We start from the raw sequence: 24,601 nt of genomic DNA, 5'->3' as shown, positions 1-24,601 counted from the left end.
CTCGAGTGGACTCGAGCGAGGTGTTGCACAGCGCCAGCAGGAAATAGATCATGTTGGGAAAATGACGCGCATGAACTCTACCGTGCAGGCAGTGGAAGAAACAGGACGGACGCAGCGCAAGCTTGCGCCCGCATATGAGCAGATCAAGCGCTACGTGATAGAGCGCATCGCGAACGGCACGTGGAAGCCGGGGGACGCGATTCCTTCGGAGACCATGCTCGTCAAGGAATTCGGGGTGGCTCGCATGACGGTCTCCCGCGCTTTGCGCGAATTGACCACCGAGCGCGTCCTGACGCGCGTGCAGGGCTTGGGCACCTTTGTGGCGCCGCGCGAGTACGAGTCCACGGTGCTTGAAATCCGCAATATCGCCGATGAGATTGCCTCGCGAGGCCATCGACACGCCGCGCGCGTGATCGGGCTCGGGACGAGCAACCTGCAGACGGCGATCAGCGAACTCGATCTCGCCAGCGGTCCGGTGTTCCACTCCACCATCGTGCATCTGGAGGAGGGGGAGCCGATCCAGTATGAAGACCGCTACGTCAATCCAAAGGTGTTCCCGCACTATCTGGAGCGGGATTTCTCATTGGAAACGCCCAATCGTTACATGGTGCGGCTGGCACCGATCCAGCGCGCGGAATTCCGCATCTATGCGCACAAGCCCGACGCGCAGATCCGCCGGCAACTGGAGATGGACATTGGTGAGCCTTGCCTCATGGTGTGGCGGCGCACATGGGTCGGTGAGGCGGTCGCGACAGCGGTTCGGCTATGGCATCCCGCCTCACGCTTTCATTTGGCTGGGCATGTATGAAGCGAGTGGGCTCCTGTCTCACATCGCGGCGAATATACCCTCGAAAAGGTGAGCCCTGCCGGTGAGAGAACAGGTTCAAGCAGTAGCTGACGCGCGGCCACGTCTTCCAGTTTCCCACGCAGTCGCCATGAATATGTCGTTCATGGAACGGACCCAGGTATCTCCGGAAGGCGCATTGGATGACCGGAGTAGTCGCGTTACCTGCCCTTGAGCCGCTGATAGCGCGACCGGCTGGTTTGGGTCGATCAGCGACACTCGCATGCTTCAACGATCGTCGCGCGCAACCGCGTGACTGTGCGATGGCTCACGAGACCCAGCATCCGGGTCGTATCTTCGTTAGTCCTGCCCGACAGCAGCTGTCGACGGGCAAATGTATTGCGAAGCACGCGGGGACTCATGTCGGGCGCGAGAAACCCGATCGCCGCGAGCGCATCTTTCACAACGGCCCCTAACAACACATCGTTGATTGAGGTGCTATTTCCGGGCGCCGTAAAAAGCAGTGCATGATCCGCCTCGAGGGCATGCGCCTCCTTCCAGGCGATCAGTGCTGCAAGTGAGAACTCAGGGAGCGTCACCTTCCGGGGCTCGCGAGGGCCGTGCTTGGGAACGTACACATGTGGTCGCACACCATCAACGACAACGTGTTGACGTTGTGTCCGCCGTAGTTCGGCAGCTGTTATTCCGCCGCCGAGAAGCAGCGCCACAATGGCCCGGTTGCGCGATATGCGTTCGTCGTCTGTGCCGGTCGGCGCGACCCACCCCTGCAACCGATGGTCGGCGGACGGATCGAGATAGAGAGGAGGCGGCTCATCGTCCGGCCAGCGCTGGAACGCGACAATTCCGGTCGCCGGATTACTGCTGCGAACTTCAATCTCGACAAGATGCCGGCACAGGCGATCCAGCATCCTGGCGTACCGCAGACGCGTCGTTGTACCTGGCGCACAGCGGGTCTCGACATCGTTGAAAAACGACTCGATGTCCCGACCGCGGCCGAAGCCATCCACCCCGACCTCGAGGGGTACACCGCGATGGTTCGGGTGGTACATGAGCTGAATCACCCCTTTACCGCACCCACGGCGATGCCGGACACGATGCGCCGCTGGAACACGACGTAAAGCACGACGATCGGCGCCGCGGCCAGCACAAGACCCGCGCACAACAGCGGAACGTTCGTCGTATATTCGCCGCGCAATGCGGCGATACCGACCATTAACGTGCGCTTGTCCTGGAGCACGAGCAGCGAAATCAATACGTCGTTCCAGCAATACAGCGTGTTCAGAATGCCGAGCGTGACGAGCGCAGGCTTGCCCATCGGCAGCATCACGTACCACCATGCCTGCAGAATGCTCGCGCCATCGATCCGCGCGGCCTCGAGCAGGTCACGCGGCACGCTCGAATAAAACGCGGTCATCAGATACACGCTAAACGGAAGAAAGAAGGCGGTATAGGAAATGATCAGGCCGACGCGCGTGTTCAACAGACCCAACGCAATAATCGTCTGATAGAACGGCACGAGCACCACCTGCACCGGAATCATCAGCGACGCGAGGATGACCACGAAAATCAGCTTGCGATACGGGAACCGCAGAAATGCGAACGTAAAGCCCGCGAGCGATGAAACGACCAGCAAGCACGCGACCGCGCCCACCGTCACGAGTATCGAGTTGATGTAGTACTCGCCAAGATTGGCCTGCACGCAAGCTTGAATGAAGTTCTCGAACGTCGGATGAGCCGCGATGCCGAAACGGTCAAGGATATAGTCACGCGTCGACTTGAACGCGTTGTTGAGCGCAAACGCCAGCGGATAGACGCACGACACGGCGAGCACGGCCATCGGAACGGACAGCGTCCAGAGCACTCGCCGGTCCTGCTTTACGGTGATCGCCATGCCATGAGCCTCAGAGGTTCGCGTTACGGGTCATGATCCGGATCTGCAGCCATGCAATGCCGCCCATCAGCGCAAATAGCACGACGGAGATCGCCGCCGCATACGATGGGCGATTCATCTTGCCCTGCTCGATCCAGATCAGGAATTCCGGCAAGGTCGTCGATGTGCCGGGACCCCCATCGGTCAGCACGTAGATGAGTCCGAACATCGACGTCAGCACGCCGACCGTCGTGACGACGGCCACGAATTCGATGATCGGCCGCAGCGTCGGGATGATGATGTAGATCCACGTCTGCCAGAAATTGGCGCCGTCAAGCCGAGCGGCTTCGATCATTTCGTCGGGTACCGTCGACAGGCCCGCCATGAAGATCAGCACGCCCATGCCGAAAGTCGACCACATCTGCACGCCGATCAGGCTCATGAGTGCGGTCGAACCGTTGCCGAGCCAGTCGACCGCATCGATGCCAAGCGTACCGAGCATCGGATTGAGGTTGCCGTCGTATCGCAGGACCACATTGAAGATCGAGCCGATGATCACGCTCGACAACACGGCCGGGAAGAAATAGACCGCACGAAACACCTTGCCGCCCGGCACCCCCTGATGAATCAGGATCGCCAGCACCATCGGCAGCATGACCCAGATTGGCAGAGTGGCCAGCAGGATCAGTGTGTTGACCATCGAATCGCGGAATGACGGATCGTGCGCGAGCGCAACGTAGTTCGACGCACCGACAAAGCCGACCGCACCCGACGGCGTCACGCCGAGGAACGACAGCACTGCGCCCCATCCGAGCGGAAAGATGCGGAAGACGATGACGAGCAGCAAAGCGGGAAGCAACAGCACGAACGCCATGCGCTGCTCCGAACGGTCACCGCCCGGCCTGGCCACGGCAGGCGACGCCCTGGATGCGGGTGCCGCGCCGCTCGTCACAGATGCAGAAGATTTCGACATGTCTGGGTCGTATTTCAACGTGCTTTCGAGTGCCACCAGTCCCCAGGGGCTGGCCTGGTTCGCCTCGCTTTACACATCACCGCTTTGCCGACGCCTGGACTTCATCCATACGCGCAGCGGCCTTGTCGACCGTCGTATCGCCATTAAGCAGCAGCTGGCTCTGACGGTGCCACTCTTCCATCTCGACCGCCGATGCGCCGAGCAGCGTCGTCGTCACGGCGGAGTCCTTGAGCCATCCGAGAACGATCTTGACGGTCGGGCCCTTGAACGAAGCGAGGTCGACACTGCTGTTCGCCGGCAGCGCGCCCGCATCGTTGGCGAAGACCTGGAGGGCCGCCGGGCTCGCCAGCTCTTGCACGAGTTGCTTGGCCAGCGCGACATTCTTCGACGCCTTGTTCACGCCGTAGCCGATACCGCCGGACACGGGCATACGGGGATCGTCGGGCGGATTGCCGGCTGCAACGGTTGGCGACGGCATCTTGTAGACACCGAGCTTTTCGGGCGTGAGGAAACTCTCGAACTGCTTCCAGTGCGCGACATCGGAAATGAGGCCGATCGTGTTGCCCGCATCGCCGCGCATGAATTGCTCGTATTCATCCATGAACTTCGTCGTGGAATTCGCGCCCTTCGGATACCAGCCATCCCTTTGCGTATCGACCCACGCCCGGAGAATCCCCTTGACCTGCGGGCTCGACCACTTGAGCTTGCCCGCCGCGAATCGCGCCTGTTCGTCGGGTGTCATCGACGTCGCGGCCAGCGAGGAGAAGAAGAATTCAGCACCGTAGCCTTCCTTGTTGCCGAGCGCAAGGCACGGGATCTTGCCGCCCTTGGCCTTGAAGGCCGCGCAAACGCGCTTGAGATCGCCCCAGTTCTTCGGCGGCTTGTTCGGATCGAGTCCGACCTGCGTGTAGAGGGCCTTGTTGTAATACACGACAAACCCCTGAAGCGTCAGCGGCAATGCATAGGTCTTGCCGCTTGCGTCCTGAAACTCCTTCACCCCGAGCATGCCTTTGTCGAGCCCGTTGAGATCGACGAGGTCCGACATCCGTGCACGTGCCTGCGCGCCGCCGTTCATCAGAAACACGTCGGGCCCGGCGTTAGCCGACAGCGAGGTGCCCAGGATCGTGTAGTACTGCTCGATCGGCTGGCCGACGAACTTCACCGTGACGCCCGGATGCGTGGCTTCAAAGTCTTTCCTGACCTTCTGGAAATACGTCGACGTAACGGGATCGCTCGACTTCCAGTCCCAGACCGTCAGGGTCTGTGCCGTGGCGGCGGCGAAAAATGCGAGTCCGGCAAGACACACCGCGATGCGTGAGATGAATGGGCTTCGCACAGCTATCTCCAATGGTTTTTATGTGAGATCCATGCCTAGCCGGCCGTCTGTACGACCGCTGGTTTCGAGACCGGCGGCGCGCCAAGCTCGCTGCGGTCAAGCACATCGGGCCGCCGTAGTTCGCGGCGCGCATATTCGCTGAGTTCGAGCCCGTGTCCGGGACGATCGGGTGCCATCGCAATGCCGTCGACAATGGCGATCGGCTCTTCGACCAGCGCGTCGAAGTTCTGGAATGAATATTCAAGCCACTCGACGTCGGGCAGCGCGCATGCGCAGTGCACGCCCACTTCGAGGAAGGTATTGCCCATGCTGACCGGCACACCGAGGTCGGCCGCGAGCCAGCCCACGCGCATGACATCCGTCACCTGCCCGTGCACGTTGAGGATATCGACCGCGCCGGCCTCCATCAATGCACGCTTGCCACTCGCATCGAGATACTCACCCGTATTCAGCGCGGTCCACGTGGCGTTGTGCCGGATGTGCCGCAGGCCTTCGAAATCGTTGCGCAACGTCGGATCCTCGACCCAGAGCAAGGCGTGACCGGCGTCGCGGATGCGTTCGAGTTTCACGACGGCTTCCTTGGGCGACCACGCTTCGTTTGCATCGATCATGAACTGCGCGTCGGCCCGCACGAGCTTCTTAAGCAAGTCGAGGCGATGAAGGTCGCGCTCGAAGTCCGGGTGCCCGACCTTGATCTTGAACGCGGTATAGCCGAGTGCGTCGGCACGTCCAAAAAGTTCGGCGAAGTCGGTGTCGCCCAGATGAAAGTCGAGCCCGCTTGCGTACGCCTTGATCCGGTCGCGCTGTGCACCGAGCATCTGCCAAAGCGGCATGCCCACCTGCTTCGCGGCCAGGTCCCATAGCGCGACCTGGATTGCTTCATGGAAAGGCAACGTCCACGCGCGGTGGTTGCCGCCGCGCGGACGCGCTATACGGTGCACCAGTGCGAGCGGCCGCTCTCCTTCCAGCGTGGACCAGACTTCAGAGCGGAAAATGCGCTCGATTTCCACTTCGGGCGGCAACGGCACGAACAATGACTGCGCAAAGCCCAGGCCGGTGAGCCCGTTCTCACCGATCAGCTCGAGCGCCACGACGTGAGCATCGTCGGCCCGGACCTGGCTATCGCCGATCACCCGATCTCGGGCAAACTGGAAACGCGTAATACGGAAGTCAACGATACGCATGATTGGGTGCGCTGATAGATCAGATGGCGTTGGTGATATATCATGCTAGTCGTTACGATCGGAGATCTCAAGTGGGTAGAACGAGAAAAGATGCCCTCGCCGAGACGGCATCCGGTGAAACAGCCGTGGAAAGTTCGCCGGCCACCGAGACTGCAAGCGGCGGCGCGCGGCTCAGCGACATTGCGTACGAGCGGATTCTCGAGGGGTTGTTCGAGCGCAAACTGCCTGCCGGTGCATTCGTTTCGCAGAAGGAACTCGTCCAGCTTCTGGGTATACCCGTAGCGCCGCTGCGTGACGCATTGCGTGTGCTCGAAGCGGAAGGGGTACTGACAATTCACCCGCGCTCGGGCATTCAGTTCATCAAGCCGGGGCTCGAACTGACTCGGGCGACGTATCAGTTCCGCAGCATCATCGAGCGCGCGGCGATCCGCGTGTTCGCCGAGACCGCGGATGAAGAGTCGATTCGTTCACTCGAAAAGCGACATCTCGCGCTGGTGACCGCGATCGAGAAGCAAGGTCTCAATGCGCAGCACCTCACCGAAGTCGAAGCGCTCGAAACCTCGCTGCATCATGCGGTCATCACGTCGCTCGGCAATCCGCTCGTCGAGAACAGTTACCGGCGCATGCACAATTACCTGAAACTGTTGCGCCTCGAACGCAAGCTCACTGCGCCGCTCGTACTGCGCACGCTCAGGGAACACCTCGCGATTCTCGAGGCTTGCAGGGTGCGTGATCCGGATGCCGCCGAAGCCGCCGTCACGGCGCACTTTGCGGCGGCGTTGCAGCGCAATCTCGGGATGTATTGAGCGAGAAGCGCACGCGCTCGACAACGACTCGTATCTGAGACGCATCCCAGGGCTACACGCAAATACGCGTGTGCCGATGAGCCGCCGCCATCCGGCATTTGCCATTGCGCAGGCGCTCTGGTTCAAGACGAGTGACATGAACCACTGATACCAGTGCTTGCGGGGCTGCGAGTACGCCTGCAACGCAAACGTGCCGCGCGGCCATCTCGCCTCGCTGCGGTCCCGGAAAACCCGCTGCCGGAAGGCAGCAACCGGGCGGAAAGTTACAACGACATCCTGTCTCACCTGAAGGCGCTGACGGACAAACTCGCCTCAATCGGCCAGAAGCAGGGTGCAGCAGCTCCCGATGTCGCGGCAGCGTGGGCCATCGCCAAGGGCACGACGCCGATCATCGGCGTCACCAAGCCCCACTATATCGAGAGTCTCGTCCGAGCCGGCAGCATCACACTCACCAACGACGACATCGCGGAACTGGAAGCTCTCGCCGACGCCGCTAACGTGAACACCCGCGACTGGTGGGAGCAAGCAATGTAAGGCTGAACCTCCGCTGTGCCCAGTCGTCGGAAATCTCGCTGCTCGCCGCCTCTAAGAGGCGTTAACAAAATGAGTTCTTCAGCTTTCGCCAGCAGATGATGCAGCAGGCAATTTTCATGAAGGCTTCATGGATGAATGCAAGACGTTCGAAGCGGATGCGCAGTCGTCGAAAGTTATGAAGCCACGAAATGGTGCGCTCGACCACCCAGCGTGTTTTGCCCAGTCCGCTGCCGTGGGGCTCGCCGCGTCGGGCGATTTCAGTCGCGATGCCGGCTGCGTGTAGCGGACGGCGGTATTTGTCGTGATCGTAGCCCCGATCGCCTTGAACAATGCGGGGCTTCGAAAGCGGCCGGCCACGCTTGCCAGCAATGGGTGGGATGGCGTCAACCAGTGGGTGAAGCTGGGTAACATCGTTACGGTTGGCGCCCGTGAGAATTACCGCGAGCGGGATGCCCTGCGCTTCGGTGATGAGGTGGTGCTTTGAACCGGGTCGCGCGCGGTCCGTGGGATTCGGTCCCGTTTTTGACCTGCGCCCACGGCGCGGATCGAGGAGGAATCGACGACGACACGCGACCAGTCAATCTGGTCAGCCGCGCGCAGCCTGGCGAGCAGGACTTCATGCAGTCGGTCCCAGACGCCAGCAGCCTGCCAGTCCCGCAGACGGCGCCAGCAACTCATGCCGCTGCCGCAGCCCATCTCGCGTGGCAGCAGGTCCCAGCGCAGGCCTGTCTGAAGGATGAATAGGATGCCAGTGAGCAGCGCACGATCATCGAGCGGCCTGCGCCCAGGATAACGGCTTCGCCTTGGTTTGGGAGGGGGCAGTAACGGTTCAATGAGTGCCCAAAGTTCGTCGTCGAGTATGGGTTTAGCCATGTCCTTTTCGTCGTCGAAACAATGAAAAGGTTAACAGGATTCATCGAGAGTAAACAGCCCCTTTGTTCATTTTGTTAAGGTTTCTAAGGCAGCCCTGCGATCCCTGGCACGAAAGTCGCGAATACCGGGTCGCGCCAGTTTTGCAACCAAAGATCGGTCGCTCATCAATGAAGGCTGACAACATCTGCGATTTCAGGCAAATGCCGGCTGGCTCCCGACGCTCGGGCGTTCGCGCATTCTCGCGTACCAGGCGAGAAGGGCTTCGCACTCTGCGGGCACCGGCAGCTTCACGATCGACGCAAAGACCAGGCCGCCAATGACGGTGATGTCGGCCATCGAGAACGTATCGCCGGCGACAAACGGCTGCCTTCTCAGGACGTCATTGAAGTAGTGCATGCCTCTGAGTGCTTTGTCGCGCTGACGAAACCCCCATTCGGGGTTCTGATATAGCTCGACTTCGGGCCCGAGACCAGGCGTGGCGTGGTGGAAATAGACACTGATGGCGTCGAGCAATTCGAGCTCGGCGCGCTTGCTCATCATGTGGATCACGCCCTTGTCGAGCGGTGTTTTGCCGGTCAGCGTGGGTGCGCCATCGAGCGTATCGAGGTATTCGGTAATGGCGGTGCATTCGGCGATGCAGGTTCCGTCATTGAGTTCGAGGACCGGTAGCGTACCCGAGTAGTTTTTCCCTGAGATGAACTCGGGCCTTTTATGCTCTCCCTTGTAAAGATCGACCATCACGAACTCGACGCGCGATTGCAGATTCTTTTCGGCCAAGGCGATACGCACGCGTGTCGGGTAAGGTCCCTCGGGAAAATCGTAAATCGTCATGACGGGGAGTTCGGTTACATCGCGATGAATGATGCTTGATGTCATGCTTACCTCTCCAGGTGGTGGCTGGTGCTCGGGATCGGAGGATATGGCGAAGTATCTCCATCAACCTACCTAACGCTTGTTAGGTTTACCATAGAAGGTATAATTCGCTGTGTCAACAGTCATCCCAGCTTGCGGAGGCGGTCGTAGTGAAGAACGATTCGGGCTTGAGTTCCAGGGAGCGAATCCTGGTGGCTGCTACAAAGATTGCGCAGGCGCACGGCTACAGCGGCCTGAATTTTCGTGATCTTGCTGAGGCTGTCGGCATCAAGGCCGCGAGCATCTACCATCACTTCGCGAGCAAGTCCGATCTCGGAGCAGCGGTGGCAAGGCGTTATTGGGAGGACTCGGCAGCCACGCTGGACGCACTTTGGGCCGAATCCGCGAATCCGATCGACTGCCTGCGCCGCTATCCGGATACATTTCGTGAGGCACTGGAGCGTGGTAATCGCATATGCCTCTGCAGCTTCATGGCTGCCGAATCCGATGACTTGCCGGAGGCGGTGACGAAAGAGGTCCAAACCTTTGCTGACGTGAATGTTGCATGGCTGAGCAAGGTGCTATCCGCCACGGCCATGACCAGCGCCAAGGAGTGCGAGGGGCGTGCTCGCGCGATCTTCGCAGCCGTCGCTGGCGCTCAACTCATCGCCAGAAGTCGCGCGGATATCGCTGTCTATGACGGGTTAATTGAAAGCTATCGTATTGCTGGTCTTTTGCCGGCATAGCAGTAGAAAAAAGTCAGCATAACGCCTCCGGACCTTCGAGGTGCCCGGATGGGCGAAGCGAGCGATATCGCCACAGCGGCGGCTATTTCTGGCGACTGACGTTTCGCGTATTTGCTGGGGGCGGAGTCGGTGGTCGATGGCGGCATCTCGCTGCTCTAATGTTTCGGCCCAGCCGCCTCGCACTGGAGATCGCGCATGTACTGCTATCCGAAGATCGAACAGTCCGATTTACCGCCGGCCTCGCAGCTGAGATCGTCGTACCGCCTCGCTGATTTCGGGGACGCGTTCTCGGTGGACCTGCCAGAAAGTGCCTGCCACGACGCGGAGACTCTCGCACGACACGTCTTTGCCAGGCAGCCCGCATGGATTGGGATGCTGCTGAGATTCCGGGACATTCTCGTGCGGCCGTTCGGCTTGAAGACAGCCGTTGACCTCAAGCAGAAAGGAGGCGACAGGATCAGCCTGTTTCACGTATTCGAACGATATGACGACGAGATCGTCATCGGCGAGGATGACACGCATCTGGATTTCCGCGTGTCGGTCCTCGTGCAGCCGTCATCTCACGGTCGACACCGCCTCGTACTGACGACGCTCGTCTTCTACAATCGTCCGCTAGGGCGAGCCTATATTGCGCTCATCGCACCTTTTCATCGGGTTGTCGTACGAGCCTCGCTTGATCGGGCGCAGCGGCTAGGATGGCCCAATGCATAACGCCGTTTCAATGAGCCGCCTGCGCGGCTCAGCCAGAGACTTCAACCCGCTCGCGATCCGGCCGCATTTCGTTGCCCCTTTGTCATCAAACGGCTGACGTTCGATTTTTCGCACAGGACAACCTCATGCCCAGCGGTGAGAGACTGCGAACGATAGCGGAGCCTATGAAGCCTGTGGCACCCGCGATGAAAACCCGCATTTCGGGCTCCTTCGATGTAAATTCAGTGAGAGGACGCGGCCGGTCCGATGCTGAAATAACCGGATTGCGCAAGGTCGGCGAGGAGGCCAGCTTGCTCAGGCGTCCAGCCCAACAGCACACGCGTGCGATCACTATTAGCAGGGGCATCAATTGCCACAAATGGTGCAAACCATCCGAAATGCTCAGCGGCCTCGTCCGCAGAGAGTGAAGCTAGCGGTAAGCCCAGGCTACGGCCTATAGCCCCGGCGATGTCCTTGAGCGCAACGCCCGTTTCGCCGATTGCATGAAAAGGTCCCGCCGTAACTTTCTCCAGGGCAAGCCGGTAGACACGGGCGGCATCCAGCCGATGCACGGCAGGCCAGCGGTTGAGCCCTTCGCCCACGTACGCCGAGACACCTTTTTCGCGAGCGATGGCGGCCAGACGCGGCACGAAACCATGGTCGCCCATACCGTGAACCGACGGTGCCAGGCGTATCGTGGTCGCCCGAACACCGCGCGCGATAAGTTCTGAAACGGCCGCCTCCGAAGCACGCGGGAACGATTCGGAGACGGGAAGTGCAACGTCCCTCTCCGTCGCGATTCGACCGGGAGCCAGTAACGCGACCCCGGATGTGACAAGAAACGGACGGCTGGAACCTTCCAGCGTCGCGCCGATCGCCTCAATGGCACGCCGTTCCACCAGACTGTTCTCGGCAAATCGCGACCAGTCATGATCAAAGGCTGTATGGATCACCGCATCCGCTTCGGAAGCCCCCTCGCGCAAGCGCTCGACATCTTCGAGTGAGCCGACGAGCGATCGCGCACCGGCTGCGACAAGTTTCTCTACGCCCTGTGCGGAGCGGACCAGACCGATGACCTGATGCCCAGCTTGAACCAGTTCTCGAACGACGGCGGAGCCAACCCAGCCGGTCGCCCCAGTGACAAATACGCGCATAACCAACCTCCTGATCGTTTCAGCAAGAGATTAAGGATTTGTCGCTGGACGATCTATGTCGTAGAGTTCGCATTGTCGTTAGTGAAGCTGCGCAGCTATCTGTCCGGCGGCTTCGATGCGAACGGAGACTGGGCCGTGCAATTCGGCGCGCACGACGGCATCAAATTTCACGCCGTGCTTCGCGGCCAGTGCTGGGTTTTGGTCGAGGGGGTGCCCGACCCCGTGAAGGTGAGTGAAGGTGAATGCTTCCTGCTAGCGAGAGGAAAGCCTTTTCGTCTCGCCAGCGATCTGGCCGTCGAACCAGTCGACGTCCGTACGCTCTTGCCACAGGTCCATGACGGGCGGGTCGTGACGTACAACGGAGGGGGCGAGTTTCTGAGCATCGGCGGCTATTTCACGCTCCATGGCCCAGCCGATCTGTTGTTGAGCACGCTGCCGCCGCTTGTCCATGTCCGCGAGGAGCCGAATCGGGCAACAGTGCGATGGTACGTCGAGCGCATGAGGCATGAATTGAGCGATGCGCAGCCGGGCGATTTCATCGTCGCACAGCAGTTGGCTACACTGGTCCTTATCGAGGCGTTACGACTGCATTTGTCGAACGAGCGCCGTGAAAGCGTCGGTTGGCTTTTCGCATTGTCCGACAAGCGCATGCGGGCTGCGATCGATGCAATGCACGCCTCACCGGGCCGCAGATGGACCTTGCAGAGCATGGCCGAGCAGGCGGCGATGTCGCGCACGACGTTCGCCCTGCGATTCAAGGAGACGGTTGGGCTCTCGCCCATGGAGTATTTGACGCGCTGGCGCATGATGCTGGCCGCAGACCGATTGACTCATTGCCGCGATTCCGTTTCCGAAATCGGTCTCGCCCTTGGCTACGAATCCGAGAAGTCCTTTAGTACGGCGTTCAAACGAGTGATGAACTGTTCTCCACGCCGATATGCTCGACAGCGAAAGGCGGGGACGACTGATGCTGATGTTGGCGGTGCGGCCGTCTGGCAGAACGGCAATCCGTAACCAGTGGTGCGGCAAAGCGAAGGGCGTTCATCAGGTAAGCTCCGGAAAGTGATCAGGATTCAATTGGCACCGGGCGGTCATTGACTTTTGCCATCACGGGGGGACACCCCTAGCTGACGAAGGGGAGCTTCTCGTCGCGCGCAGTCGCGAGCATCGACAGCGTGATCTTCCGCACCTCAAGCTTGCTTTGCGTGATGTGAGCGCGCAGCAGGATGGCAGCCTCGCCAAACTTGCCGCGATCGATGAGATGGAGCATCGCCGAATGCTCGTCATACGTCGCGCTCGTGCGATGCGCCTTGAGAAAGTCGAGCCGCCGCACGATGCGGATGCGCTCGGTCACCTCGTTGTGCACGCGCAGCATCTCATTGTTGCCGGCAGCGCTCACGAGGCCGCGGTGAAAGCCCTCGTCGAGCACGAACATCGTGGCCGGGCAGCTTTCGCGTTCCCCTTCGTCAACGCACCATATGGCTCGCAACGCATCCATCGCAACGTGTGGGGCACCCGAGAGCCGCTCGAGCGCCGCCAGTTCGAGAACGATGCGCAGGTCATACAGCTGGTCCAGTTGATTGAAGTCGATATTGCAGACTTTCCAGCCGCGCCGGAACCCCACCTCGAGATAGCCTTCGCGCGCGAGTCGGAACAGCGCATCGCGCATAGGCGTGCGCGACACGCCGTAGTGCTGGGCAATGTCGTTTTCGGAAAAGCGGTCGCCGGGAAACAGCCGAAAGCTGAAGATGTCCTGCTTGATCAGCTGATACACCTGCTCGGCAAGGGGGTTCGCGCTATAGGCCGCCTTCGTGCCAGATGCTGCGGCGGCTTCGGCGGCGGCTTCGGTCAAGTCGTGCATGAGTCAGGTATCGCTAACGTCGAGAGTGATGCGGCGCGTCGGTGCAATGGTGGGTGACGGGGCCAGCTCCCTATTATCCGCCCTTAAACGGGCTCGATGAGGCTTACGTGCGCCGCCACGATCATCCAGCCGCCGAACCTATCGTTCACCTCATGCAGCCGCGCCCAGGTCTGCATCTGGCGGCCCGTCAAAGGCGTGGTGTCGCTCGTAAACTCGGTGCTCACCGTCGCGTAGTCGCCGCCAAACGTCGTCAGCACGGTGCGGTGCAACCGCCGCGAGCGAGGCACCGGCACGCAGGTTTCCCGCCAGCGGCGGATCGCGTCGCCACCATGCTGGATTTCGGCGATGCCATAGCGCACCGTCGCGGGTGCGTCCCAGAACAGGGCGTTCATCGTCTCGACGTCGTTGTCGACGAGCGCGCGCTCGTAAGCCTCGAAAGCTGCCGCCACCTGTGCGACGATCTCGGGCCGGTTCACTTCCATGATCATCAGTCTGCCCCCAGCAGTGCGTCGAGCGGAGCCGTCCAGCCGACGATGCCGCCCTGCGAATGAATCATCGCAATCGTCGCTTCGCGAAACACCGGTAGGTAGCTCGCCGTCGCGTCCTCGACCAGCAGACATTCGTAGCCCCGATCGTTGGCCTCGCGCATCGAAGTCTGCACGCAGACCTCGGTCGTCACCCCCGCGAACACGAGATGCGTGATGCCCCGTATCGACAGTTCCTCGCCGAGTTGCGTGGCGTAGAAAGCGCCTTTGCCGGGCTTGTCAATGACGAGTTCACCATCGATCGGCGCGAGCGGGTCGATGATCGCGTTACCGGGCTCGCCGCGCACGAGGATGCGGCCCATCGGTCCTGCGTCGCCAATGCGCGCATTTGGCATACCGCGCATGCGTTTGGCCGGCGGGCAGTCGGAGAGGTCGGGTGCGTGCGACTCGCGAGTGTGCACGACCTGCCATCCCGCCGAGCGTGCATGCGCGAGCAGCCGCGCGACGGTCGGCACGATGCCTGAAAGCAGCGATACGTCGTTGCCGAGCGCCTCGCCAAAGCCACCCGGCTCGATGAAGTCGCGCTGCATGTCGATTACGATGAGCGCCGTATGACGCGCGTCGAACGTGAACGGCGCGGGTCTTGCGCTGGCGATGGTTGTCATCGCGACATTGCTCCGTTTGTGTTGTGCTTCGTTCGCGCGCCGCTCAGGCGCTTGCGTGCAGCTCGGCCGGCTCAGCCGTCTGCGGCCTGCCTTCGTCGCCATGGCCCGCCATGTGACGCCCAAGCACCACGCGATCCGCCTCACTCGCTGCGGTCTCGTAGACGAGGCGTCCCTCGGCCATCACCACGATCCGGTCGGCAAGCTCCAGCAGCTCGTCGAGATCTTCGCTGACGAGCAGCACTGCCGCACCGGCATCGCGCGCCGCGAGAATGCGGGCGTGGATGTCCGCGACGGAGGCAAAGTCGAGTCCGAACACAGGATTCGCGACGATCAGCACGTTCACTGCGTGCCCAAGCTCGCGCGCCAGCACGGCGCGCTGTACGTTGCCGCCCGACAGCGCGCCGATGGCGCGCTCGGGCAGCGCAGGCCGCACGTCGAATTCGGCGATCAGCCGCTCGGCGCGCGAGCGCATCGCGCGACGATCGAGCCACCATCCGCCGCGCCGCAGCGGCGCGCGGTCGAAATCCCGCAGCGCCATGTTCTCGGCCACGCTCATGCCTGCCACGCAAGCATTGCGCAGCGGCTCCTCGGGAAGGGCGAACACGCTCATGTGGGTCATCTCTGCGCGCGTCGCGGCATAGGGCGAACCTTCCACCGCCATCGCGCCCGACTGGACCTTGCGCTGCCCAACGAGCGCTTCGATCAGTTCCTTCTGACCGTTGCCGGAGACGCCCGCAAGACCGAGGATCTCGCCCGCGCGCACGCTCAACGACGCCTCGCGCACGGCAGCGTGCCCGCGCTCGTCGACGACCGAAAGGCTCGATAGCGAGAGCCGCACCGGAGCTTCGGGTGAGTGCGGCTGGCGCGCAAGCCTGATCTCGCCGGTGTTTTCCGCGGCGCCTTCACGCGTTTGCGAGCTTGCGTCGCTGCCCATCATCCAGGCGGCCAGCCGGTCTCGGTCAGTGTCGGCCACCGCGCAGGTGCCGACGAAGCGGCCTTTGCGCAATACCGTGACGTTGTCCGAATAGGCCATGACCTCGCGGAACTTGTGGGTGATCATCAGCACCGTGAGGTCGCCACGCGAGGCAAGCGTGCGCATGAGGCCTAGCACTTCGTCGGCTTCCTGCGGGGTGAGCACGGAGGTCGGTTCGTCGAGAATCAGGAAGCGCTGCTCCAGATACAGCTGCTTGAGAATTTCCAGCTTCTGCTTTTCTCCCGCCGCGAGTGACGAAACCGGCGCATCGAGTTCGAGGTGAAACGGCATTCGGCGCATGAAGGCGTCGAGCGCTCTGCGCTCTGCCGCCCAGTCGATCTTCCATGACAGGTTGCCGCGCGCGAGGAGCAAATTCTCCTCGACACTGAGCCCCGCCGCGAGCGTGAAATGCTGATAGACCATGCCGATGCCGAGCGCTTGCGCATCGCGCGGGGAAGCGATGTGCACCTGGCGTCCATCGGCCACAATCGTGCCGTGATCGAGCAGGCCGTAGCCCACCAGCCCCTTCACGAGCGTGCTCTTGCCTGCTCCGTTCTCACCGAGCAGCGCGTGAACCGTTCCGGGAGCAACCCTGATCGAAACGTCATCGAGTGCGCGGAACGATCCGAACGACTTGCTCGCGCCTATCACCTCGACGCCGAGCGCGCGTGTCGCGGTGCTCATGGTCACTGCTCCAGGGCAGCGACAAGCGCTGCCGAATTGGACACCGTGCCGAACACGCCGCCCTGCATCAGGACCATGTTCAGCGCGGCGTCGTGGTTGCCCTTGTCGGTCGCGCCGCAGCAGTCCGCGAGCAACGTGCATTCGAAGCCGCGGTCGTTTGCTTCGCGCATCGTCGTGTGGACGCACACATCCGTCGTGATGCCCGTGAGCACGAGATTCGCAATGCCGCGCGTGCGCAGGATCAGTTCGAGGTCCGTCGCGCAAAATGAACCTTTACCAGGCTTGTCGATGATGATTTCGCCTGGCAGTGGCGCGAGTTCGTCGATGATTTCCCAGCCCGGCTCGCCGCGCACGAGTATGCGGCCGCACGGTCCAATGTCCCCGATGCCGAGACCGTTCGTGCCCGCCTGGCGGCTGCGCCAGCGCTTGTTCGCGGGCAGATCGGACAGATCCGGACGATGCCCTTCACGGGTGTGGATGATCGTGAAGCCGAGTTCGCGCATCAGCCCCAAAACGCGCTTGATCGGCTCGATCGGCGCGCGCGTGAGCGAGAGGTCGTAGCCCATCTTGTCGACGTAGCCTCCGTAGCCGCAGAAGTCGGTCTGCATGTCGATGATGACGAGCGCCGTGTTGTCGGGGCGCAGGTTCCCGTCGTAGGGCCAGGAATAGGGGCGGGCTTCGATGGCTCGGGTCATGTCGATTCTCCGGGCGCGCGCTTTCGCGATCACGCGATTCTGGATTCAGTCGGTCGGAAGCTTTCCGCGCTCAGCGCGTCAGGCTCAGCTCGCCGGGTGCGCCCGCCAGCGTGCGGTCCGGTCTGCAGTTGATGATCATGAGCGCGAGCGTCAGCACGTAAGGGGCGGCGTTGAACAGGTAATAGCCGCTGGTCACACCGATTGCCTGGAGGGCGGGGCCGAGCGCTCCGGCAGCGCCAAACAGCAGCGCGGCCCAAAGACAGCGCAACGGCTGCCAGCGGGCGAAGATCACGAGCGCGACGGCCATCAGGCCTTGGCCGCTCGAAAGCCCCTCGTTCCAGCTACCGGGATAGACGAGCGAGAGATAGGCGCCCCCCACACCCGCGAAGAACCCGCCCGCCGCCGTCGCGATGACACGTACCCGCGTGACGGGGTAGCCCATTGCACGCGCGCTCTCGGCGTTCTCGCCGACGAGCCGCAGCGTCATGCCCCAGCGCATCGAGCGCAGTCCCCACTGCAAGGCGACGGCAAGCACGACCCCAATCACGAAGAGCAGATTGATATGCAGCGCGTTGTGCACTTGCTGCGAGGCGGCCCACGCGCCGAGATCGATCGACGGGAGCATCGCTGCCTGCGGCTCGATGAACGGCTTGCCGAGATAGAACGCCAAGCCGGTGCCGAACAGCATGAGCGCGATACCGAACGCGATATCGGAAACACGCGGCAGCGAGCACACCAGCCCATGCAGGCAGCCGAGCATCAGACCGGCTGTAGCCGCCGCGAGTACGCCGATCCACGGCGAGCCTGAGAGATACGAGCCCGCATAGCCGCACATGGCGCCGGAGACGAGAATGCCTTCGAGACCGAGATTCACGCGGCCTCCTTTCTCGGTCAGGCACTCGCCGAGGCTCACGAACAGATAGGGCGTACTCACACGAATGGCCCCCGCGAAGAGCGAAACCAACAGCACTGCAGCGGGCGAATGAAGGTCAGACATGGCGGGTAGGCTCCAGTGAAGCAGACGAGGCGTCGAGCGCGGCGGCCTGAAGTTTCACGCGCGAGGCGGCAAGTCGGGGAGCAAGTGCCTCCCAGGCCAGCAGGTTCGCGAAAAGCAGGCCTTGCAGCACGAGCGTGGCGGCGTCGGGCAGGCCGAGGCGGCGTTGCAGCAGACTGCCGCTCGCCTCGATACCGCCGACCATCAGCGCGCACACGATCACGGCGAACGGATTCTGGCGTGCCGCGAACGCGACAAGGATCCCCGCATAGCCGTAGCCCGAGAGCAGCGATGCGTTCGCGCTGCCTTGCACGGCCACGACTTCGAACATTCCGGCAAGTCCCGCTGATGCGCCGCCTAGCGCGCAGGCGGTGAGCGCGAGCCCGCCCACAGGCAAACCGACGAGGCGCGCCGTGCGCACGTTGCCACCCGTTACGCGCATGGCGAATCCGAGCGTGCTGTGGCGCACGAGCACCCAGGCAGCGAGACAGGCGAGCACGCCCCAAAAGAGACCCCAGTGCACGTCCAGTCCCGGCAGCGAGCCGATGGCCATGGCGTCGGGGAGGGGCAGCGTCGACGGCTTGTTGAGACTGGCGGGATCGCGCAGCGGTCCTTCGACGAGAAACTTGAAAACGGCGATGGCGATATACGACATCAGCAGGCTGCTGATGGTCTCGTTGACGCCACGCCATTGACGCATCGCGCCCACCGCGCTGATCCACAGGCCACCCGCGAGCATGCCTGCAATCGCCATCAGCGGCGTCGCGACGATCCACGGCGTAGCATGCGGCAGGCACTGCGGCACGACGGCGGCCGCGAGCCCGCCCAGCGCGAGCGCGCCTTCGCCGCCAATCACGATCAGGCCGACCTGGGCAGGCAGCGCGACGCACAGAGCCGTGAGCATGAGCGGTGCGGCACGCAGCAAGGTGTTCTGCCATGCGAACGACGAGCCGAACGCACCTTTGCCAATGAGACCAAGCGCCTCGATGGCCGGCTGCCCCTGCACGAGCAGGAAGATGCCGAAGATCGCCAGAGTTGCCACGATTGCACATACCGTCGGCAACGCGGGCAACAGTGCAAGCAGCAGGCGCGCGAGACTTGCAGACAGTCTTCGCGACGGCCCGTGAGCGGGAGAAAGGGAAGCGGGCATCACGACTCCTGGCGAAGGCGCTTGCGGTCCTCAGATCTGGCCAACCACACCGGCGACCAGATAATTCATGCTTTCAAGCGCGATATCGGTCTGTGCGTAGCTCGTGCCGGCCGCAATGGCGCTGCCGCCCTTGTTGTCCTTCATCGGCCCCTTGAAGATGATGTAGTCGCCGGCGACCATCTTCGCCTTCGCGGCGTCGGCTTGCGTGCGCGCATCGGGCGTCACCTTCGCGCCGTACGGCGACATCTTCACGAAGCCTTCGCGCAGGCCGCCGCGAAGAATGTTCGGCTGCGGCTTGCCCGTCTGCGTGTTTGTGACGAGCAGTTTGTAGGGCGTCGCCCAGTCCCATTCGGCGCCCGTCAGATAGCCCTTTGGCGCCAGCGCCGCCTGGCTTGCGTGGTATCCGCAGCTCATCGCGCCGCGTTTCTCGGCTGTCTCGATCACGACCTTGGGTCCGTCCACGTGACACGTGAGCACGTCGCAGCCCTGATCGACGAGGCTGTTCGCGGCCTCCGCCTCCTTCACCGGCATCGACCAGTCGCCCGTGAAGATCACGTGCGTGGTGATCGACGGATCCACCGACTGCGCGCCCAGCGTGAACGAGTTGATGTTGCGCAGGACCTGCGGAATAGGCTTGGCCGCGACGAAGCCCAGCTTCTTCGTCTTGCTCGCATGGCCTGCCACGACGCCGTTCAGATACTGGCATTCGTCGATATAGCCGAAGTAGCTCGAAATGTTGGCCGGATTGCCGCTCTTCCAGAGACCGCCGCAGTGGGCGAAGCGAACCTTCGAATATTTGGCTGCCATCTTCAGCACATGGGGATCGAAGTAGCCGAACGAGGTCGCGAAAATGAGCGTCGCACCGTCCTGCTCGATCATCGCCTCCATGGTCTTTTGGGCTGCGACGGTCTCCGGCACGTTTTCTTCCTCGACGACTTTCACGTTCGGCAGCTTCTTGATGACAGCCGCAGCCTGCGCCTGTGCCTGGTTGTAGCCGTAGTCGCCGCGCGAACCGACGTAGATGACGCCGACCGTAAGCGGCTCGGCACCGAAAGCGAGGTCGAATGGGAGCGTGCTGCCTAGGGCGAGGGCGCCAGCGCCCTTGAGAAAATCGCGACGGTTTTTCATGGTTGGACTCCTCGTGAGTTCAATGCATAAAGTCAGGATTGCAGATCGGATTGGGCTTGCGTTCTAGCCGCCGTTGCAAGCCATGCACGCCAGCCGCCGAATGCGGTGATGTCGTGTGCGCCGCTGCCTGGTGCGACTGCCGAGGGCTCGCTGATAAATCCCTTGACGATGAATCCATCGGCTGTCTGTACGCTGCCGATGCCGAGCGGCGCCGGCACGTGGGCAACGAATGCGCCGAAGCTGCGCAGCGGCACTTCCCAGAGCTCGATTTCGATGGGCCGGCCCGCCTCGTGTGGCGTACGCACCAGAGCGGGCTTGGCCGGTGTCGTGCCGGCGAGCGCGTAAAGTCGGTAGTCCGACGACGTGGTGGTGGTCTCGACGAAACGCGCGCCAGCCTCGAGCAGTTGCCAGCAGAGGGGCTGCCCGCGCAGATGAGCGCCGGCCACGGCGAGCGTCACCGTCGGCTCTTCGAAGGGCAGCGGTCGCGCGGCAATGCCGGCAGCGTCGTCCGGTGTAGCGTTCGCCATGAAAAGCGCCTGGATGCGTGCGCCGAGCACTGCGAGGCGCTGGTCGGCGCCCGCTGGGGCGATCAGCGTCACGCCCGCCGGCAGGCCGTCCGCACGGCGAATGCCCGGCACCGCCAGAGCGCACAGATCAAGCAGATTCACGAAGTTGGTATAGACGCCGAGCTGGCTGTTCGCCCCGATCGGGTCCGCACGCACTTCGTCGAAGGTTGGATGCGTGGGCGTGGTCGGCACGATCAGGACGTCGATCGCCTCGAACAGCGTTTCCACTTCGCGCCGCAGGGCGGCGAGTGCGTACTGCCCGTTGAACGCATCGACGGCGCTGTAGCCGTCCGCTTTCGCAATCACCTCGGCGACAACCGGATCGATGTCGGTGCGATTCGTCTCGAAGAAGGAACCCAGCGCGGCACGGCGCTCCGCTACCCACGGGCCGTCGTAAAGCAGCGCCGCAGTTCGCTGCAGGGGGCCGAACGGCACGCTTACTGGCAAAAGCGCAAGGCGCGAAGCGATCGTGTCGAGCGTGGCGGCAAAGGCCTGATGCGCCTGCGCGTCATCATGGAAGGTCAACGGCTCCGGCACGGCGAGGCGCAGTGGTGCATGGGGCAGTCCGAGTGCCGGCACTCGGCGCGCATAGCTGTCGTCTCCATCGTACTTCGCCATCCGCAGCAGGACCTCCCAGGCGTCGCCCACGTCATGCGCGAAGATCGACACGCAGTCCAGGCTTCGGCACGCCGGTACCACGCCGCGTTTGCTCACGAGGCCTGGCGTTGGCTTGAGGCCCACGAGCTCGTTGAAGCCCGCGGGAACACGCCCCGAGCCAGCAGTATCGGTGCCGAGTGAGAACGCAACGAGCCCAGCCGCAACAACGACCGCCGAGCCAGAGCTCGATCCCCCGGAGATGTGCGCGTCGGATTTGAACTGTCGCACACCCCCATAGGGCGAGCGTGTGCCGACCAGGCCTGTGGCGAACTGGTCGAGATTCGTCTTGCCGATGAGGATGGCGCCGGCGTCGAGCAGACGATCGACGGCGAATGCCGAGGCGCGAGGCGTGTACGCGAAGGAGTCGCAGGCTGCCGTGGTTGGTATGCCGGCGACGTCGATGTTGTCCTTCACCGCGAACGGTACGCCGAACAGCGGCATCCGCTCAAAGATCGCGGCGCCTAGGCGCGCGCGCGCATCTTCGAGCGCGTCAGCCCGGTTGGCGAGATCGGCGGCACTCACGCGCGATATCCAGACTTCGGGGCGACAGGAGGCTTCGATCCGGGCGATCAGCGTGTCGACGATGTCGCGAGGCGTCGTGCTTGTGGTGGCATAGGATTCAAGCAGCGCTCGAACCTTGAAGAAGGCGTCGGGAAGCATGAGTTCAATCTTGAATACAAGTTGAGCTCGTGCGTGCAGCAAGTGTGCCAGGCAGTGGAAGTTGACAGGAGGTCCTTGCCAGGTAACGATTTTCACATTGGAGTGGGTGCCGGTAGTGTTCCACCTGTGATCCAGCGTGGGTCGTGAATAGTTCGGGTTGGTGCAGGTGTCCCGCTCATCGTGCACCAGACCAGGGGAAGGGCGCGAGCGGTGGTTCCCTCGGCTATCGCCCTTGGTGGGCACCCACCGGATCCTGACGCTTACGGGAGCGAGCCTTTGGCGCTGGACCGGGGGACGGTTACCCCGTCCACTGCTTCGTGCTCTGTTTGCGCTTGTATCGCGAGCTGCGCCGCTTCGGATGGGCCCGTACTGCGCCGCATCAATAGCGCTGTGCAATGTTGGCGGATCGTTCCGTCACACGAGAGAAATTCCTGTGTGCGACTCGAGGCTAGAGAAGCCAGTCTTCAATCCTGTCATTTGACATAATCTTAATTATCAACATCAAATCTGATTGTGGGGTGCGGCGTGGACTGAGGATTATCGGTTTGCCGAGCTCAAGCAGGGCGTCGAGCGCGCGCGGCAACGCGCCGTGGCCAGCGCAAATCGCGAGCTGGACCCGATTTGCCCGACGCACACGGCCAGTGAGCCACACAGGCGACTGGGCGATTGCCCGATAAATGGCGCCTTCGATGCCGCTGTCACGTTGCCGATAGAAAGACAAAGTTTCGGCAGGCGGGACTACCAGCCAGAAGACCGCGAACGGATTTTGGGTGACTTCCGTGAATTCGTGCCAAGTCGTGAATCGAGCTGCGAGATGTTTGCCATAGAGCGAAGCGCGCAGCAGATGCCGCTTCAGCGCGAAGTGCTGTCGGATTGGGCCGAGGCTCGCGAGGAAAGCTTGTGTACGATCGCGGTCGCGAAAGCCGCGCATGCGTCACTCTCGTTCTCGTGTGGGCTGGTGGCTTTTTTCGGCCCGGTTGTTCACGCGAGCGCTCGCTTTGACGAACACGTGCTTGACGTTCGCCAGTTACGGGATGTCCGCTTTGGCGGCCACGTAGCTGCGTAGCTGGTCCGTGACGATCTTACGTGGCACTGCGCTTGAGCGCAGCACGCGCTGGAAGAAGCGTTTGGCCGCTGCCTTGTCACGCCGTTTCTGCAGCAGGATGTCCAGTTCGGCGCCATGTTCATCGACTGCCCGCCACAGCAGATAGGATTCACCGCGCAGCGTCACGAACATCTCGTCGAGATGCCAGTTGCTGCCCGGCTTGCGCCGCACCGCCTTGACACGATGGGTAAAGCTCGCGCCGAATTTGTCGCACCAGCGACGGACGCTCTCGTAGCTCACGACAACACCGCGCTCGAACAGCAACTCCCCGATGTCGCGCAGGCTCAGGTGGAACCGGAAATACCAGCGAACCGCGTTGCTGATGACCGCCGCCGGAAACCGCTGGCCGTGATAAAGCGATTTGGTCTTCTTCATCAACACATCTTACCTGGCCACTTCGTCAACGTGACAGCGCCGTTCGCAGGCAATGATCGACATCCGGATCGAACGGCGCGTTTTTTCGAAGAGACAGTGTCTTCAGTCCGTGGTGCCGAACAGGTTGCCGGCCGCACCTGTACCAGACGTCCCTCCGGGTTACCGGCGACGCCCAGCAGCGAAATTACGTTGTTGCCGAGTGGCGGCAGCATGCGCCGGAACGCCCGGGGGATCGCGACGTAACGCATCATCTGTCCAAACGTCATGCCGAGCGATTGGGCAGCTTCGCCGCTGATCAAAAGCCCGTGCACAGGATGGATGAACACCGGCATGACCGCGAAATGCATCAGCAGGCGCAGTCCGTGAACAGCTCGCGCAGTTCGACCGCGGTAGCAAGGGTGAGCGGGCGCCCTGTCTTGTTCCAAAGCGCGGACAATTGCACGGCATAGGTTGACGGCAGCAAGACGGCCATATAGCCGTGCTCGTCTCCGAGCAGCACCGTTTTGGCAACGCGGTCGCCGGGAACGTGCGCCGCCGTTGCACTTTCCATGCTCGAAGGACTGCATGGGTAGCGCACGATTTCGTAGCGTGAGCCCTTGTTTTGCAGGGCCTCCTGCAGGGTGGTCGGCATCGACATGGCGCTCCTCCTGTCGGATACGTGAAAGAGAACGGGCCCCAAAGAAATCCTTTCAGAATCGCTTACTGCCGTCCAAACAGCACCCCGGCACCGCCGCCGCAAATCCGCCGGACAAACCGGCGCATGACGCCAATCCTGCCGCT

General features: G+C 62.3%; 23 protein-coding genes and 3 pseudogenes. 6 read left to right on the top strand and 20 right to left on the bottom strand.

Annotation, left to right across the window (positions count from 1 at the left end; genetic code table 11):
* The first annotated feature begins 61 nt into the window (after nt 1-61).
* Nucleotides 62-808 carry a histidine utilization transcriptional repressor HutC gene (gene hutC, locus G5S42_RS32540; RefSeq protein WP_176110903.1) on the top strand — a complete coding sequence of 249 codons (747 nt, stop codon included), beginning with the start codon at nt 62-64 and terminating at the stop codon, nt 806-808.
* A gap of 245 nt (nt 809-1,053) precedes the next feature.
* On the opposite strand, the gene G5S42_RS32535 is transcribed toward hutC, so the two are convergent.
* The 5 genes from G5S42_RS32535 to G5S42_RS32515 form a co-directional block, all read right to left on the bottom strand.
* Nucleotides 1,054-1,854 carry a site-specific integrase gene (locus G5S42_RS32535; RefSeq protein ID WP_176110902.1) on the bottom strand — a complete coding sequence of 267 codons (801 nt, stop codon included), beginning with the start codon at nt 1,852-1,854 and terminating at the stop codon, nt 1,054-1,056.
* An 8-nt stretch (nt 1,855-1,862) separates the two neighbouring features.
* Nucleotides 1,863-2,696, bottom strand: coding sequence for a carbohydrate ABC transporter permease (locus G5S42_RS32530; RefSeq protein ID WP_176110901.1), 834 nt, complete (start codon nt 2,694-2,696; stop codon nt 1,863-1,865).
* Nucleotides 2,697-2,706: 10 nt separating this feature from the next.
* Nucleotides 2,707-3,648, bottom strand: a complete 942-nt coding sequence (locus G5S42_RS32525; RefSeq protein WP_246392233.1) for a carbohydrate ABC transporter permease — start codon at nt 3,646-3,648, stop codon at nt 2,707-2,709.
* 76 nt (nt 3,649-3,724) lie between these two features.
* Nucleotides 3,725-4,984: an ABC transporter substrate-binding protein gene (locus G5S42_RS32520; protein ID WP_176110900.1), complete on the bottom strand. Its 1,260-nt coding sequence runs from the start codon at nt 4,982-4,984 to the stop codon at nt 3,725-3,727.
* Between the two features lie 35 nt (nt 4,985-5,019).
* Complete coding sequence (locus tag G5S42_RS32515) at nt 5,020-6,168, bottom strand: mandelate racemase/muconate lactonizing enzyme family protein (RefSeq protein WP_176110899.1); 1,149 nt, start codon at nt 6,166-6,168, stop codon at nt 5,020-5,022.
* A gap of 125 nt (nt 6,169-6,293) precedes the next feature.
* On the opposite strand from G5S42_RS32515, the gene G5S42_RS32510 reads away from it, so the two are divergent.
* Nucleotides 6,294-6,974, top strand: coding sequence for a GntR family transcriptional regulator (locus tag G5S42_RS32510; RefSeq protein WP_176110898.1), 681 nt, complete (start codon nt 6,294-6,296; stop codon nt 6,972-6,974).
* 153 nt (nt 6,975-7,127) lie between these two features.
* Nucleotides 7,128-7,508 carry an aldo/keto reductase gene (locus G5S42_RS32505; protein WP_312883661.1) on the top strand — a complete coding sequence of 127 codons (381 nt, stop codon included), beginning with the start codon at nt 7,128-7,130 and terminating at the stop codon, nt 7,506-7,508.
* A 61-nt stretch (nt 7,509-7,569) separates the two neighbouring features.
* Here G5S42_RS32505 and G5S42_RS32500 read toward each other — a convergent pair.
* Nucleotides 7,570-8,381, bottom strand: a protein-coding gene (locus tag G5S42_RS32500; protein ID WP_176105867.1) for an IS5 family transposase whose coding sequence is annotated in 2 segments (ribosomal slippage) — nt 7,570-8,033 and nt 8,033-8,381 — 813 coding nt in all. Because the reading frame shifts where the segments join, the coding sequence is not laid out codon by codon here.
* A 192-nt stretch (nt 8,382-8,573) separates the two neighbouring features.
* Nucleotides 8,574-9,257, bottom strand: a complete 684-nt coding sequence (locus G5S42_RS32495) for a glutathione S-transferase (protein ID WP_176110897.1) — start codon at nt 9,255-9,257, stop codon at nt 8,574-8,576.
* A gap of 146 nt (nt 9,258-9,403) precedes the next feature.
* On the opposite strand from G5S42_RS32495, the gene G5S42_RS32490 reads away from it, so the two are divergent.
* Together G5S42_RS32490 and G5S42_RS32485 are read left to right on the top strand one after the other, a co-directional pair.
* On the top strand, nt 9,404-9,979 hold the full coding sequence (locus G5S42_RS32490) for a TetR/AcrR family transcriptional regulator (protein ID WP_176110896.1): 576 nt from the start codon (nt 9,404-9,406) through the stop codon (nt 9,977-9,979).
* Nucleotides 9,980-10,174: 195 nt separating this feature from the next.
* Complete coding sequence (locus G5S42_RS32485; RefSeq protein WP_176110895.1) at nt 10,175-10,690, top strand: DUF2867 domain-containing protein; 516 nt, start codon at nt 10,175-10,177, stop codon at nt 10,688-10,690.
* Between the two features lie 221 nt (nt 10,691-10,911).
* On the opposite strand, the gene G5S42_RS32480 is transcribed toward G5S42_RS32485, so the two are convergent.
* Nucleotides 10,912-11,823, bottom strand: a complete 912-nt coding sequence (locus G5S42_RS32480) for an SDR family oxidoreductase (protein WP_176110894.1) — start codon at nt 11,821-11,823, stop codon at nt 10,912-10,914.
* 81 nt (nt 11,824-11,904) lie between these two features.
* On the opposite strand from G5S42_RS32480, the gene G5S42_RS32475 reads away from it, so the two are divergent.
* Nucleotides 11,905-12,837 carry an AraC family transcriptional regulator gene (locus G5S42_RS32475; protein ID WP_312883705.1) on the top strand — a complete coding sequence of 311 codons (933 nt, stop codon included), beginning with the start codon at nt 11,905-11,907 and terminating at the stop codon, nt 12,835-12,837.
* Nucleotides 12,838-12,946: 109 nt separating this feature from the next.
* Here G5S42_RS32475 and G5S42_RS32470 read toward each other — a convergent pair whose 3' ends face one another.
* The 12 genes and pseudogenes from G5S42_RS32470 to G5S42_RS32415 all read right to left on the bottom strand — a co-directional run.
* Nucleotides 12,947-13,684: a GntR family transcriptional regulator gene (locus tag G5S42_RS32470; RefSeq protein ID WP_246392232.1), complete on the bottom strand. Its 738-nt coding sequence runs from the start codon at nt 13,682-13,684 to the stop codon at nt 12,947-12,949.
* An 83-nt stretch (nt 13,685-13,767) separates the two neighbouring features.
* Nucleotides 13,768-14,166 (bottom strand): oxalurate catabolism protein HpxZ, encoded by a 399-nt coding sequence (gene hpxZ / locus G5S42_RS32465; RefSeq protein ID WP_176111936.1) that lies wholly within the window; start codon nt 14,164-14,166, stop codon nt 13,768-13,770.
* Nucleotides 14,167-14,171: 5 nt separating this feature from the next.
* Nucleotides 14,172-14,834, bottom strand: a complete 663-nt coding sequence (locus G5S42_RS32460) for a cysteine hydrolase family protein (RefSeq protein ID WP_176110893.1) — start codon at nt 14,832-14,834, stop codon at nt 14,172-14,174.
* Nucleotides 14,835-14,877: 43 nt separating this feature from the next.
* Nucleotides 14,878-16,491 (bottom strand): ABC transporter ATP-binding protein, encoded by a 1,614-nt coding sequence (locus G5S42_RS32455; RefSeq protein WP_176110892.1) that lies wholly within the window; start codon nt 16,489-16,491, stop codon nt 14,878-14,880.
* A 2-nt stretch (nt 16,492-16,493) separates the two neighbouring features.
* Nucleotides 16,494-17,186 (bottom strand): biuret amidohydrolase, encoded by a 693-nt coding sequence (gene biuH / locus G5S42_RS32450; protein ID WP_176110891.1) that lies wholly within the window; start codon nt 17,184-17,186, stop codon nt 16,494-16,496.
* Between the two features lie 70 nt (nt 17,187-17,256).
* Nucleotides 17,257-18,183 (bottom strand): ABC transporter permease, encoded by a 927-nt coding sequence (locus tag G5S42_RS32445; protein WP_176110890.1) that lies wholly within the window; start codon nt 18,181-18,183, stop codon nt 17,257-17,259.
* Nucleotides 18,176-19,330, bottom strand: a complete 1,155-nt coding sequence (locus G5S42_RS32440) for an ABC transporter permease (protein ID WP_176110889.1) — start codon at nt 19,328-19,330, stop codon at nt 18,176-18,178. The genes G5S42_RS32445 and G5S42_RS32440 overlap by 8 nt, the downstream gene beginning before the upstream one ends.
* Nucleotides 19,331-19,360: 30 nt before the next feature.
* Complete coding sequence (locus G5S42_RS32435; RefSeq protein ID WP_176110888.1) at nt 19,361-20,458, bottom strand: BMP family ABC transporter substrate-binding protein; 1,098 nt, start codon at nt 20,456-20,458, stop codon at nt 19,361-19,363.
* A 32-nt stretch (nt 20,459-20,490) separates the two neighbouring features.
* Nucleotides 20,491-22,341: an allophanate hydrolase gene (gene atzF / locus G5S42_RS32430; protein ID WP_176111935.1), complete on the bottom strand. Its 1,851-nt coding sequence runs from the start codon at nt 22,339-22,341 to the stop codon at nt 20,491-20,493.
* A 754-nt stretch (nt 22,342-23,095) separates the two neighbouring features.
* Nucleotides 23,096-23,821, bottom strand: a pseudogene (locus G5S42_RS32425) (IS6 family transposase); the annotation flags it as partial.
* A 173-nt stretch (nt 23,822-23,994) separates the two neighbouring features.
* Nucleotides 23,995-24,174 (bottom strand): annotated as a pseudogene (locus G5S42_RS32420) (amino acid ABC transporter permease); the annotation flags it as partial.
* A 2-nt stretch (nt 24,175-24,176) separates the two neighbouring features.
* Nucleotides 24,177-24,458, bottom strand: a pseudogene (locus G5S42_RS32415) (aminoacyl-tRNA deacylase); the annotation flags it as partial.
* Nucleotides 24,459-24,601: the final 143 nt, after the last annotated feature.

This window comes from Paraburkholderia youngii (assembly GCF_013366925.1).
GTDB classification, from domain to species: Bacteria; Pseudomonadota; Gammaproteobacteria; order Burkholderiales; family Burkholderiaceae; genus Paraburkholderia; species Paraburkholderia youngii.
The sequence above is the reverse complement of the archived record's forward strand: the minus strand, read 5'-3'. Positions and strand labels throughout refer to the sequence as shown.

Bases quoted from the DNA above. Each gene is read 5' to 3' on its own strand.
- G5S42_RS32530 (WP_176110901.1), bottom strand. From the start codon at position 2,696: ATGGCGATCACCGTAAAGCAGGACCGGCGAGTGCTCTGGACGCTGTCC.
- G5S42_RS32470 (WP_246392232.1), bottom strand. From the start codon at position 13,684: ATGCACGACTTGACCGAAGCCGCCGCCGAAGCCGCCGCAGCATCTGGC.
- hpxZ (WP_176111936.1), bottom strand. From the start codon at position 14,166: ATGGAAGTGAACCGGCCCGAGATCGTCGCACAGGTGGCGGCAGCTTTC.
- G5S42_RS32435 (WP_176110888.1), bottom strand. From the start codon at position 20,458: ATGAAAAACCGTCGCGATTTTCTCAAGGGCGCTGGCGCCCTCGCCCTA.
- G5S42_RS32525 (WP_246392233.1), bottom strand. From the start codon at position 3,648: ATGTCGAAATCTTCTGCATCTGTGACGAGCGGCGCGGCACCCGCATCC.
- biuH (WP_176110891.1), bottom strand. From the start codon at position 17,186: ATGACCCGAGCCATCGAAGCCCGCCCCTATTCCTGGCCCTACGACGGG.
- G5S42_RS32495 (WP_176110897.1), bottom strand. From the start codon at position 9,257: ATGACATCAAGCATCATTCATCGCGATGTAACCGAACTCCCCGTCATG.
- G5S42_RS32485 (WP_176110895.1), top strand. From the start codon at position 10,175: ATGTACTGCTATCCGAAGATCGAACAGTCCGATTTACCGCCGGCCTCG.
- G5S42_RS32480 (WP_176110894.1), bottom strand. From the start codon at position 11,823: ATGCGCGTATTTGTCACTGGGGCGACCGGCTGGGTTGGCTCCGCCGTC.
- G5S42_RS32455 (WP_176110892.1), bottom strand. From the start codon at position 16,491: ATGAGCACCGCGACACGCGCGCTCGGCGTCGAGGTGATAGGCGCGAGC.
- G5S42_RS32445 (WP_176110890.1), bottom strand. From the start codon at position 18,183: ATGTCTGACCTTCATTCGCCCGCTGCAGTGCTGTTGGTTTCGCTCTTC.
- G5S42_RS32535 (WP_176110902.1), bottom strand. From the start codon at position 1,854: ATGTACCACCCGAACCATCGCGGTGTACCCCTCGAGGTCGGGGTGGAT.
- atzF (WP_176111935.1), bottom strand. From the start codon at position 22,341: ATGCTTCCCGACGCCTTCTTCAAGGTTCGAGCGCTGCTTGAATCCTAT.
- G5S42_RS32460 (WP_176110893.1), bottom strand. From the start codon at position 14,834: ATGACAACCATCGCCAGCGCAAGACCCGCGCCGTTCACGTTCGACGCG.
- hutC (WP_176110903.1), top strand. From the start codon at position 62: ATGACGCGCATGAACTCTACCGTGCAGGCAGTGGAAGAAACAGGACGG.
- G5S42_RS32440 (WP_176110889.1), bottom strand. From the start codon at position 19,330: ATGCCCGCTTCCCTTTCTCCCGCTCACGGGCCGTCGCGAAGACTGTCT.
- G5S42_RS32515 (WP_176110899.1), bottom strand. From the start codon at position 6,168: ATGCGTATCGTTGACTTCCGTATTACGCGTTTCCAGTTTGCCCGAGAT.